Annotated in this window: 7 protein-coding genes; 4 read left to right on the plus strand and 3 right to left on the minus strand. The window is 67.1% G+C overall.

Going from position 1 to position 11,938, the window contains the following annotated elements; translation table 11 throughout:
• Positions 1-121 precede the first annotated feature (121 nt).
• Positions 122-4,522 (minus strand): patatin-like phospholipase family protein, encoded by a 4,401-nt coding sequence (locus BMY35_RS37865; protein WP_143080731.1) that lies wholly within the window; start codon positions 4,520-4,522, stop codon positions 122-124.
• Between the two features lie 129 nt (positions 4,523-4,651).
• Positions 4,652-5,434, minus strand: coding sequence for an SDR family NAD(P)-dependent oxidoreductase (locus BMY35_RS26110; protein WP_093205727.1), 783 nt, complete (start codon positions 5,432-5,434; stop codon positions 4,652-4,654).
• 113 nt (positions 5,435-5,547) lie between these two features.
• On the opposite strand from BMY35_RS26110, the gene BMY35_RS26115 reads away from it, so the two are divergent.
• The 4 genes from BMY35_RS26115 (at position 5,548) to BMY35_RS26130 (ending at position 10,745) form a co-directional block, all read left to right on the plus strand.
• On the plus strand, positions 5,548-8,214 hold the full coding sequence (locus BMY35_RS26115) for a winged helix-turn-helix domain-containing protein (protein ID WP_093205730.1): 2,667 nt from the start codon (positions 5,548-5,550) through the stop codon (positions 8,212-8,214).
• A 203-nt stretch (positions 8,215-8,417) separates the two neighbouring features.
• Positions 8,418-9,245, plus strand: a complete 828-nt coding sequence (locus BMY35_RS26120) for an AP2 domain-containing protein (RefSeq protein ID WP_240652274.1) — start codon at positions 8,418-8,420, stop codon at positions 9,243-9,245.
• Between the two features lie 221 nt (positions 9,246-9,466).
• Entirely contained in the window at positions 9,467-10,294 is an 828-nt protein-coding gene (locus tag BMY35_RS26125) for an AP2 domain-containing protein (protein ID WP_093205735.1), read from the plus strand.
• 73 nt (positions 10,295-10,367) lie between these two features.
• Positions 10,368-10,745 carry a hypothetical protein gene (locus BMY35_RS26130; protein WP_093205737.1) on the plus strand — a complete coding sequence of 126 codons (378 nt, stop codon included), beginning with the start codon at positions 10,368-10,370 and terminating at the stop codon, positions 10,743-10,745.
• Between the two features lie 18 nt (positions 10,746-10,763).
• Here the strand turns inward: BMY35_RS26130 and BMY35_RS26135 are convergent, their stop codons facing one another.
• Positions 10,764-11,912 carry an acyl-CoA dehydrogenase family protein gene (locus BMY35_RS26135; RefSeq protein ID WP_093205740.1) on the minus strand — a complete coding sequence of 383 codons (1,149 nt, stop codon included), beginning with the start codon at positions 11,910-11,912 and terminating at the stop codon, positions 10,764-10,766.
• Positions 11,913-11,938 lie beyond the last annotated feature (26 nt).

Below are 11,938 nucleotides of genomic sequence, written 5' to 3' on the forward strand. Positions count from 1 at the left end.
GAACAGACGATTTTCAGTTCCTCGGCCGCAGGGTTCCACGTGCTGTGCGTCAGCTTTCGCTACGCTCAAACAGAATGCCCTCGGACAGTATCGACTACCTTCTATTGCCTAGTTCCACCTCCTATTGGGCGGCTTTTTCCGGCGGCGGAATCCATACCTCAATCGTTCGACTAGTGGCTTTGAGTTGAGGAGAAAGAGGCTCTACCCGCCAATCTTTGAATCCGAAGGCTGGCCCCAGAGCAACAGCGCAATCGATGGATGCCTGATCGTGGAAGCGCACCGTTGGTCCGCGAACCGGCGAGGGCGCAGGACGCCCAGCCTTGCGCGCCGAATCGGTGACATTTTCGATCGGCGGCACGCTGGCGCCGATTTTTTGCCATGCGTCGCGGTACTCACGGACGCCGTCACGCTGGCTGCCGTCGTATATCTGGATGTACACGGTGATTCCCTGACAACGCTCGGGCGAAACGGAGACCCCCACCCTTGACGCACTCGCCGATCGCGAAGTTGAGGATGGCTCTGCACTTGGCATCGGAGCTGCCGCAGACGGTGGCGCCGCAGGTGTTGACGCCACTGCAGGCTCGGCTGCAGCGGCGGGCACCGTCGCGGGTGCGGAGGCTGCCGTGGACGCAGGTGTCGCTGCAGGTGCAGGCGCTGCTGCAGGCGCAGGCGCCGCTGCAGGCACAGGCGCCGCTGCAGGCGCAGGCACCGCTGCAGGCGTAGGCACCGCTGCAGGCGCAGGCGCCGCTGCAGGCGCAGGCGCCGCTGCAGGCGCAGGCGCCGCTGCAGGCGCAGGCGCCGCTGCAGGCGCAGGCGCCGCTGCAGGCGCAGGCGCCGCTGCAGGCGCAGGCGCCGCTGCAGGCGCAGGCGCCGCTGCAGGCGCAGGCGCCGCTGCAGGCGTAGGCACCGCTGCAGGCGCAGGCGCCGCTGCAGGCGCAGGCGCCGCTGCAGGCGCAGGCGCCGCTGCAGGCGCAGGCGCCGCTGCAGGCGCAGGCGCCGCTGCAGGTGCAGGCGCCGCTGCAGGTGCAGGCGCCGCTGCAGGCACAGGCGCCGCTGCAGGTGCAGGCGCCGCTGCAGGCGCAGGCGCCGCTGCAGGTGCAGGCGCCGCTGCGGACGCAGGCGCTGCTGCACGTGCAGGCGCTACTGCAGGTGCGGACGCTTGACCAAGCGGGGCAGACGACTTTGATGCAGGCGCAGGCTTCTGCGAGGGCGTTGCCGTCACCGCAGGAGCGGAAGTACTCTGACTCTGGCCCGGATCTATTCCAAGTTCCTGGAGACTGACGGCCACGACTCTTTCCCAATCAGGTCTGGGGCATGGCCTCTCGCCTTCATTCCTGAGCCCGGGGGCATATTCGCTCTTGCTCTGGCGATCACTCAGCACTCCATACCGGGTTTCGTGTTGTTCTTCATCTTTGAGCAACTGGGCACGGAAGGGGCTGCATGGATGCATGTCATCGAAACGCGCCGACCTGGAATAGTCGTAAGCCCAGTAGCGGGGTGGCGGAAGAGCGGCCTTCTTGGATTCTGCCCATGACAGACATGCGGGCAGCCGTCCTCTCAGGGTTGGATTGGCCGCCTCGATCAGCACATTGCATGCTTGAGAACGCGCACTGGAAGGCAAAGCCCTGCATCCCTCGACGGCGTCGCGCGATATGCGCGTTGCAAGCACGGAACTGTTGAACCAGCCAGCCTCCCCGGCAGGGCAAAGCGTGTCGGCTGTCCGCACCAGCGCACCCGCGAGTTTTCCGAGCGAGCCCGGAAGGTCCGAAGACACAACTGCGCCAGATCCTGCCGGCGGAGGCAGGTTGGCCCAAAGCTTCGTCAGTTCGTCCAGTGCGGCTCTCTCGCTGGCAACGCGTTTGGCATAGGACTCCTTGACACTGTCGATGGCCTGCCAGGCGGAGACGCCGAGGGTCGCCGCCGCGCCCAATCCGATCGACGCACCTACGGCCGTCACTCCGCCAATCAGCCGCCCGTTGGCGGTCTTGCCTTTACCTTCGCGTTCGACACCAGGCATTTCTACCGAGCAGTCATCCTTGACGAAGAACTCCGGGGTGTCCTTGATGCAATCTTCGAGCAACGATTCGACGAAGGACTGGTTCAGCTGACCTCCCAGAATCTGCCCGAGCAAGAAGTAACTCTCCCATTGAGCCTCAGAGAAAAACTGGTCGGCCGTCGTCTCCTGGGGAAATGCCGGCGATTGCTTCTTGAAATTCTGCAGGTCGATTGGCAGACCCTTGCACATGTTGGGCTTGATTACCAGCAGGATGCCATGACCCTTCTTTGCGCCCCCGTAGGTGATCTTCGCGAGCGCAAGGCATGCATTGCTGGCATTCGACGCCAGCTCCTGGAGTGATCCGAATGCTTGCAACTCCTTCGGCAATGGCAGCGATACCTGTGCTCCATTTCGCCATGGTCCGAAAAGCTCCCTCGGGCGCTGGAAATCTATCTCGGCCTGCAGATCAATGCGCGCCTTTCGCACCAGATTCTCGATGTCGTTGAATGCATAGTCGGGATCCGCCCCGCAGTCCGCCACGACGATGACTTCCGTTCGCTCCGCAAGCAACGCGTACGCTCCTGTGTTCTCGAAATGCCCCCCATCGGTCAGAAACCAGTCGGGGCCTTCCTTGCCCTGAAAAACGGCCAGCATTTCATTGAGCAACCCCCGTGACTTCGCCAGGAAGCGAACGCCTTTCGCACCTGCCTGGCCCGTACGCTCCGCCTTGCTCCACCAATAACCCAAGCGAAGTCCCGCAAAGGTTGCCAGGGCGGCAATACCTCCTCGCGTGAGTTGCCCCAGGCCCGGTGCCACGGCCGCGCCCGATATGGCCGTCCAGGTTCCGAGCGTCATCGAGGCTCGGCCTTTCAGCGGCTCCCATCCATCCTGCGATACCTGCATCGCACCGCCGGACGCAATGGTCAGCGGCAGCCCTCGACGGTCCTGATTGAAGAGTTGTCCCCGGGGATCCTTGGTTTGATTGACGCAGACGTTGATCAGGTGAACCGGCCCTCCGAGGTCTTGCGGCCTGTATGCCTCCATGCTCACGTCGTCGTCGGGCCATACATCGTTGACTGAAGCCGTATCCAGTGCAGAAGGCAGCATGGCGGGCACATGATCGAGTGCGCCAAGAACGCCTGGCCGGTCGAATCGCTTGCCATTGGCCGCACCAAGGTAGCTGCGGACAAGACGGGCCCGATAGAAGGAATGCAAGGATGAAAGGTTCAGGAACCCGAGGTTGCGCCCCGTCAGTAGCAAGTAGCCAAGCACTGGCGCCAGGAACAGGCCCAAGACCGTCCACGCGCTCGAAAACGCCAAAGTCCGGCTGAAGAAGAGGGCCCCCAGCACGGCCTTGTGCACCAACGACACCCACCACGCGAAAAGCAGGAATGCCAGCACGAAGCCCAGGATGTGCCCGATCGCCAGCAAGGTCTTTGCTGCACTTCTGCCGGGAACAAGGCTCGATGCAAGTGGCAGCAGGGCTCGCAATACCGCAGCAGCCATCGCCAAGTAGAGACCGGCGCTCGCCAGGTCTTGCCGCTCGAAAGCCAGGTACCACGCCATGCGGTCTACAAGCCCGATCACCAGCACGACGAGAAGTACGCGGAAGGACGTGGCCAGCTTGCGCGTTAGCTGATTCCTTGCCTTGTCGGCCTGCATCGAATGCTCGTCCCGCTCTCCGGTCAAGCCCAGCGAACAGGCGGCCATGCCGACACCGCTCATCCAGACAAGCACGAAGCACCCGAAGCCGCTCCACAGCACGATTCTCAAGTTCGAGCCAGACTCGCTGCCCGGATTGCCGAAAAGCCAGAACAACCACAACAGCACAGCACTCGCGCCGACAACGCCGATGCAGATCATCCCGATCGCACCATTCTTCCTCGTTGCATGCATCCACGGCACGGCCCAATAGGCCGACGCGTAGGTGGCCGCGAAAAGCCCCACGACCGGAAGCGCAAGCCAGGACACGGGAAACCATTTCGGGAGCCACGTTGCCTGAATGAAATAGTTGCTGGGCCATGTGTGATAGCCCGCCTCTGCCATGAGCTGCCACGCCCCAAGATTCAAGGCAGCCAGAGCCAGCCCGGCGAGCAGAGCCATGAGCCCCAACTCCAAGTGGATGCCAAGCAGATTGCGCAAGTAGAGCGCAGCAACAAATGTCCGGTCGAGCGCTCCGCGGGGAATCAGATATCGGCCATTGGCGCGAAGCCACCAGACGAACCAGCTCGCGCTGGCTTTGCCGACTTCCTGTTGGATGCGGTCAAGGTCCGCACGCTCCGTCGCCCGGCCGAAGAGCCGGCCCAGCATTGCGGTTGTGTATCCCCCACCGGAAACCGAGGAGATCAAGTCAAAACGAAGCAGCGCGCGCTGCTTGGCCAGCGCACTCAGCAGCCCGAAGCAGAACGTGGCGCTGCGAATACCTCCACCCGAAAGCGCCAGCCCCCACTTGTGTTCCGCCCCCTTCAGGGCGGGATCTCCCAGCGCAGCACGGCGCTTGGTCACCTCGTCGTCGATAGCGCTCATCGAATTCCCCTCCAATGGCACTTGGTGCGGCCGATGCGTCGCCCGCCCGTGCTGCCTTGGCTGCGAATTCAATCGAAAGGAGCACGCCTGCACATCCCCCGTTTGAGGTATGCCCCTTGACGAGCCCGCTCAGCGCGACGCCATGCGGATGGCCCCGTCGAGCCGCACGCTCTCGCCGTTGAAATAGCCGTTGGTGATCATCAGCTCGGCCAGCGTCGCGTACTCCGCCGGGTTGCCCAGCCGCTTCGGGAACGGCACCGACGCGGCCAGCGCGGCCTTCACGTTGTCGGGCGCGCCCTGCAGCAGCGGCGTGTCGAAGATGCCCGGCAGGATGGTGTTCACGCGGATGCCCTCGCTCATGAGGTCGCGCGCGATCGGCAGCGTCATGCCGACGATGCCGGCCTTCGAGGCGGTGTAGGCCGCCTGGCCCATCTGGCCGTCCTGCGCGGCCACCGAGGCGGTGTTGACGATGGCGCCGCGCTCGCCGTCCTGCAGCGTGTCGAGCGTGAGCATGCCCGCCGCCGACTTGGCGATGCAGCGGAAGGTGCCGACCAGGTTGATCTGGATGATGCGGTCGAAATTCGCGAGCGGAAAGTGCTTGATCTCGCCCGTGGCCTTGTCACGGCTCGCGGTCTTCACGGCGTTGCCGGTGCCGGCGCAGTTCACGAGCACGCGCTCCTGGCCGTGCGCCGCGCGGGCCTTGGCGAAGGCGGCGTCCACCTGTTCCTCGGAGGTGACGTCGACCTTGCAGAAGATGCCGCCGAGCTCCCTGGCCAGGGCCTCGCCCTGCTCGGCGTTGAGGTCGAAGAGCGCTACTTTCACGCCGTGGCCCGCGAGGCGGCGCGCGGTGGCGGCGCCGAGGCCCGAGGCGCCGCCGGTGACGACGGCCGCAATGCTGGAATCGAGTTGCATCTGCTGGTGTCCTTGAGGTGTCCTGGAGGTGTCTGGGATGGTTTGTCCACATCCAGTTTAGGAAGCAGAATCGACCGCACGCATCGTCGGAAACGACGGGATTTCAGCGCCGCATGCAGTCCCCCACACCCCGGATCCTCGAAACCAAGCTCAATCCCCCGGCTTTCGTCGCCACGCAGGTGCAGCGCACCGCGATCGGGGAAGAGGTCGCCTCGGCGGCCGTGAAGCTGGTGCTCGTGCGCGCGCCTGCCGGCTTCGGCAAGACCACCGCCATGGCGCAGATCCGCGAGCGCATGGAGGCCCGGGGCATCGCCACCGCGTGGCTCACGCTGGACCGCGCGGACAACGACGTCTCGCGCTTTCTCGACTGCCTGGCCGAGGCCGTGCAGCGCCTGGGCGTGGAAGACCCGCGCGGCAGCAACGGCAGCCCCTTCGACGCGGTGGCCGCGCTGGCCGCGCACGAGTCGCCCTTCACGCTCTTCCTCGACGACTTCGAGCGGGTGCAGGAGCCGGCCGTGCTGGGCCTGATGCGCGAGATCGTCGAGCACCTGCCGCGCCGGGGGCAGATCGTGATCGGCTCGCGCAGCCTGCCCGACCTGGGCCTGGGCCGGCTGCGCGCGCGCGGACAGCTGACCGAGATCGACACCGACCGGCTGCGCTTCAGCCTGGAGGAAACCAGCGCCTTCTTCGGCCTTCGCCAGGCGCTGCCGCCGGAGATGCTCTCGCTGCTGCACCGCAAGACCGAGGGCTGGGTAGCGGCGATCTGGCTCGCATCGATGGCGCTGGAACGCCACGGCACCGGCACCGCGACCGGTTTCGTCGAGCGCTTCTCGGGCTCCGACCGTGCCGTGGCCGACTACCTTGCCGAGGACGTGCTCGCGCACCAGCCGAAGGAGATCCGCGACTTCCTGCTGCGCACCAGCATCCTGCGGCAACTCGACGCCTCTGTTTGCCAGGCACTGTGCCCGCGCATGGATTGCGCAGCCATCCTCGAGCAGCTGGCCGCTTCGAACCTGTTCCTCACGCCGGTGAGTGGCGACGGCGATGCATGGCGCTATCACAGCCTCTTCGCCGACTTCCTGCGCGCGCAGCTCGCGCGCGAGACTCCCGGCGAGCCCGCGCGGCTGCATCTCGCGGCCTCGGGCTGGTACGAGTCGCACGGCCGGCCGGTGCCCGCCATCGACCATGCCATCGAAGGTGGCGACCATCCGCATGCGCTGAACCTGCTCGACAGCCACGCCGCGCAGTTCCTCGAAGAGGGCCGCATGCGCATGCTGGCACGCTGGTTCTCGGCCATTCCCGAGCACCAGCTGCGCGAGCACCCGTTCCTGCAGCCGATCTCGCTGTGGGCCACCTGCTTCACGCACGGCCCGTGGGACGCGATGCGGCAGCTCGAGAAGTCGGGCTGCCTCGACAGCCCCATCGCCGAGGTGCGCGCGAGCGCCCACACGCTGGTGCCGCTGCTGCTGGCCATGCAGGACCGTCACGACGAGGCCTACGAGGCCGGCCGCCAGAGCCTCGCGCGCCTGCCCACCGGCCTCGCCTTCGCCGACAGCGTGCTGCTCAACGCCATGGCGCACATCCTCGCGGTGCGCGGCGACCAGCACGAGGCGCGGCGCCTGCTCGACGCGGCGCGGCGCCAGCAGGGCAACAGCGCCTTCAACCGCATGTACACCGAGTCGCTGGCGGGCCTGTTCGACCTGCACGAGGGCCGGCTGCGGCAGGCCACCGCGCGGCTGCGCATGGCGGTCGATTCGACGCACGCGGTGTCGTACAACCACAGCCACGGCAACGCATGGGCCGGCGTGCTGTACGCGGGCGCCGTGTACGAGACCAACCAGCTCGCGCAGGCCGAGCGCCTGCTGAACGTGTACCTGCCGCTGGCACGCGACGTGGGCCTGCCCGACCACATGATCCTGAGCCACGTGATGCGCTCGCGGCTGGCCTTCCACGCGGGCGACATCGACGCGGCCTTCCAGGCCCTGACCGAGCTCGAGTACCTGGGCCACGCACGCCAGCTGCCGCGCGTGGTGGCCGGCGCCAAGCTGGAGCGCTCGCGCATGCTGCTGCTGCAGGGCAACGGCCCCGCGTCGCACGACGAGTTGCTGCGCGCCGACGACCCCGCGCTGTGGCAACGCGAACTGCGCCAGCGCCTGCCCGCGCACGACCTCGACTACCTCGCGCTGGCCAAGGCGCGCTGGGAGATCGCATTCGGCGACGCGCGCGCGGCGCTGGGCGTGCTCGACGCGGAGCTGCACGCCGCACTCGCCGTGGCCCGCAACCGGCGCGCGCTCAAGCTCAGGGTGCTGCGCGCGCTGGCGCTGCAGCGCGCCGGCGACCTGTCGGCCGCCGTCGAGCAGTTCGGCGAAGTGCTGCAGGCGGCCAGCCAGGAAGGCTTCATGCGGCTGATCCTCGACGAGGGGCCCGCCGTGGGCCCGCTGGTCCATCGCTGCGCCGCGGCGATGCAGGAAGGCGCCACCATCGACCCGATCCTCGCGGACCACCTGCAGCGCCTGCTGCAGGCCGTGGGCCCGATGACTGGCGCGGCCGAAGCCGAAGCGCCGGCCGGCGGCGACGCGATGAAGGAGCCGCTCACGCGCAAGGAGATCCGAGTGCTGCAGCTGCTGGCCGAGGGCTACTCGAACAACGCGATGGCCGAGAAGCTCTTCGTGTCGGACAGCACGGTGCGCACGCACCTGCGCAACATCAACATGAAGCTGGATGCGAAGAGCAGGACGCAGGCGGTGGCGATCGCGCGCAGGCTCGGTGTAATCCGATAGGCCTACATTCAGCTTCTCCTCCGCACCGGCTACCCCTTGAACTACGGATTCCGGTGATACCCCGCCACTGCGGGCGTCCCTAGCATTCCCCCGAAGACTTCCAACTGCTGCGATAGCGCAAGCAGCGCGGCGACGCGGAGAGTCGCGCGACCGGCGCAGGGAGCCATCGAAAGCACCAGAGAGCGGACTCAAGCCGAAGCACCATGCCCAAAGGAATCCCCAATCCCGCAGCCATGTATGGCATCTACCCTCGCAGCTGGGGCTACGAGGTGTCGATCGTGCGAAACGGCACGCGCTACTTCAAGCAGTTCGGCCGCGCCAGCTACGGCGGCGACCAGCAGGCGCTGCGCCAGGCGCAGGACTGGCGTGACGGCGTGGTGCGCAGCGTGCCGCCGGTCCCCCGGCGCGACCGGGCCGAGAAGCTGCGGATCAACAACACGACGGGCGTGTCGGGCGTGTTCTGCCAGGTCGCCCCGGGCGGCAAGGTGAGGGCCTGGGTCGCCAAGACCTACATCGGGCAGGACGAGATCCTGCGCACCGACTTCCCCGTGAACACGATGGGCGAGGCGGCGCAGACGCTGGCCATCGAGGAGCGCGCGCGCCAGCTCGACCGCATGGACGGGCTGGCCAAGCTGCATCCGGCCGAGGAGGCGATCCGCACGAGCCCGCCGGCCTTTGCGCCGGAGCAGCTGTCGAACAAGCGCTCGAAATCGGAGATCAAGCGCAGCACCAATTCGAGCGGCGTCAGCGGCGTGCACTTCAAGGCGCCGAACCCGGGCCATCCGGGCTACTGGCTGGCCATCACGTACACCGCCGGCAAGGGCAGCGTGAGCAAGGCCTTCTCCATCAAGGAGCACGGGGCCGAGAAGGCGAAGCTGCTGGCGATCGAGGAGCGCGAACGCCAGCTCGAGCAGAAGCTGGTGCACATGCAACAGGCCGCGGCCGGCGCGCTCTCGATTCCCTACCTGCAGGAGCCCCGCCAGGGTGCTCGCCCGCACGGCCTGGCCGCCGGGGCAAGGCCGCAGCAGTGAACACGCGATTCGCAGGGGCCGGCCCCGTTCGCACGGCGGCCGGCGGATGCTTGCGTGCCCGGGTCGATGATATTTTTTCAGGCGCGGCCGCACGCGCTGATTTGCCTTTGTGCTTCGGCCAAAATAGCCGCGAAATTCGCGCGCCAAAGAGCAGCGGGCAAGTCGGGGAGCCCATCGGAATCAGCAGCGCTGAGTACGAAAGTAGCAGCATCAAGTCGAGAATGCCCAAAGGTATCCCGAACCCGGCAGCCATGTACGGCATCTACTCCAGGTCCTGGGGGTTCGAAGTTTCCATCGTCCGCAACGGCGTTCGCCATCACAGGCTGTTCGGCAAGGCCAGCTACGGCGGCGCGGAGCAGGCGCTGCTTCACGCGCAGGACTGGCGCGACCACATCGTGCGCAGCATGCCGCCGCAGACGCGCAGCGAGCGCGCCGAGAAGCAGCGGACGAACAACAGCACCGGCGTGACGGGCGTGTTCCACCATCTCGCGCCGAACGGCCGGGTGCGCGCCTGGATGGCCAAGACCTACATCGCGCCCGACGAGATCCTGCGCACCGACTTCTCCGTGGCCGATCTGGGCGACGACGCGCAGGCGCTGGCGATCCAGGAGCGCGCGCGGCAACTCGAGCGCATGACGGGGCTGGCGCGCATCCATCCGGCCGAGGAGGCGATCCGCATGGGGCTGTCGGCCCATGCGGCGGGACCGCGCACGGCCAAGCGATCGAAGTCGGAGATCACCCGGCGCAACAACACCAGCGGCGTGAGCGGCGTGCACTTCAAGACGCCCAACCCCAGCCACCCCGGCTACTGGCTCGCCATCACCTACACCGCCGGCAAGGGCAGCGTGAGCAAGGCCTTCTCGGTGAAGACGCACGGCGCCGAGGCGGCCAAGAGCCTGGCCATCGCTGAGCGTGCGAGCCAGCTCGCCGACAAGCTGCGCACGGAAGAAGAAGCCCTGGCAGCCGGCAGGGAGGCCTCGCCGGCCCTGGGGCGCCAGTCGCGCGGGCGGGCCGCAACGGCCTCCGGCGCCAAGCGGAACAACGGATGAGTGAATTGCAAGGAAGCGGCTTCGCGGAAGCGGCGAAGCCCGGAAGCGGTCGCCCGGACGGAGCGGGCCGCACATGACACACAGGCGGATCCACCAGCTGCTGCGAGTTGCCTCGCACCTGCTCGACCAGGCCGCGACGGACGTGCGCGGCACCGGGCTCGACCCCGTGGACGAGAACATCCAGCGCATCGGCCGCGCGCTGATCGAGGTGATCGAAGTGCAGCGGCAGATCTACGCCGCGCAGCCCGAACTGCAGCCGAAGACGCTGGCCGCCACCGCGCGCGAGCACGACGCCAACCGGCTCTTCACCCAGTTCACGCTCGAGGCTCTGGAGCTGGAAGACGCCGGCGACACCGAGGCGGCGCGCGAGAAATACACGCAGTTCATCGGCCTGTCGCCCTCGTACCACCACCGCGAGATCGCGCGGGCGGAGATCCGGCGGCTGTCCTGAGCGGGCGCGGTCCGGGGCTCAGAGCGCCCTGGCGATCACTTCCTTCATGATCTCGTTGGTGCCGCCATAGATGCGCTGCACCCGCGCGTCGGCGTACATGCGCGCCACCATGTACTCGTTCATGAAGCCGTAGCCGCCGAAGAGCTGCAGGCACTCGTCGATCACGCGCCCCTGCGCCTCCGAGCCCCAGAGCTTGGCCATGGAGGCGGTGGCGGTGTCGAGCCTGCCGGCCACCAGGTCTTCGATGCAGCGGTCGATGAAGGCGCGGCCCACCTTGATCTGCGTGGCGATCTCGGCCAGCTTGAACTTCGTGTTCTGGAACTCGGCGATGGGCTTGCCGAAGGCCTTGCGGTCGCGCACGTAGTCGAGCGTGGCCTGGTAGGCGCCTTCCATGGTGGCCAGCGCGCTCAGGCCGATGATGGTGCGCTCGTAGGGCAGGTCGCTCATGAGCTGGAAGAAGCCCTGGCCCTCCACGCCGCCGAGCAGCGCGTCGGCCTGCACGCGCACGTCGTCGAAGAAGAGCTCGGAGGTGTCCTGCGCCTTCATGCCGATCTTGTCGAGCACGCGGCCCACGCGGAAGCCCTTGCAGCCCTCGGTCTCCACGATGAGGATCGACGTGCCCTTGGCACCCTGCGCGGGATCGGTCTTGCACACCACCAGCACCACGCCGGCCAGGAAGCCGTTGGTGATGAAGGTCTTGGAGCCGTTGACGACGTAGCCGCCGTCCTTCTTCTCGGCGCGGGTGCGCACGCCCTGCAGGTCGGAGCCCGCGCCGGGCTCGGTCATGGCGACCGCGCCCACCAGGTCGCCGCGCGCCATGCGCGGCAGGTAGCTGCGCTTCTGCTCCTCGGTGCCGTGGTTAAGGAAATAGTGCGCCACGATGCTGTGCACCGAGGTCGCCATGCCGGTGAGCGCGCGGCGCGACATCTCCTCGTAGAACACGGCCTCGTGGCGGAAGTCGCCGCCGGCGCCGCCGTACTCCTCGGGGATGTCGGCGCACAGCAGGCCGAGCGCGCCGGCCTTGCGCCACACCTCGTGGCCCACGTGGCCGCGCTTGCGGGCTTCCTCGTCGTGCGGCAGCACTTCGGTCTCGATGAAGCGCACCACGTTGTCGCGGTACAGCTCCAGGTCTTCGTCGCTCCAGGAGCGGCGGAAATCGATGGCCATGTTGTCTTCCTTTGCTTTCTTTTCTG

Origin of the sequence: Variovorax sp. YR750, assembly GCF_900109805.1 — a bacterium.
Lineage (GTDB): Bacteria > Pseudomonadota > Gammaproteobacteria > Burkholderiales > Burkholderiaceae_C > Variovorax > Variovorax gossypii.

Bases quoted from the DNA above. Each gene is read 5' to 3' on its own strand.
- BMY35_RS37865 (WP_143080731.1), bottom strand. From the start codon at position 4,522: ATGAGCGCTATCGACGACGAGGTGACCAAGCGCCGTGCTGCGCTGGGA.
- BMY35_RS26110 (WP_093205727.1), bottom strand. From the start codon at position 5,434: ATGCAACTCGATTCCAGCATTGCGGCCGTCGTCACCGGCGGCGCCTCG.
- BMY35_RS26115 (WP_093205730.1), top strand. From the start codon at position 5,548: ATGCAGTCCCCCACACCCCGGATCCTCGAAACCAAGCTCAATCCCCCG.
- BMY35_RS26120 (WP_240652274.1), top strand. From the start codon at position 8,418: ATGCCCAAAGGAATCCCCAATCCCGCAGCCATGTATGGCATCTACCCT.
- BMY35_RS26125 (WP_093205735.1), top strand. From the start codon at position 9,467: ATGCCCAAAGGTATCCCGAACCCGGCAGCCATGTACGGCATCTACTCC.
- BMY35_RS26130 (WP_093205737.1), top strand. From the start codon at position 10,368: ATGACACACAGGCGGATCCACCAGCTGCTGCGAGTTGCCTCGCACCTG.
- BMY35_RS26135 (WP_093205740.1), bottom strand. From the start codon at position 11,912: ATGGCCATCGATTTCCGCCGCTCCTGGAGCGACGAAGACCTGGAGCTG.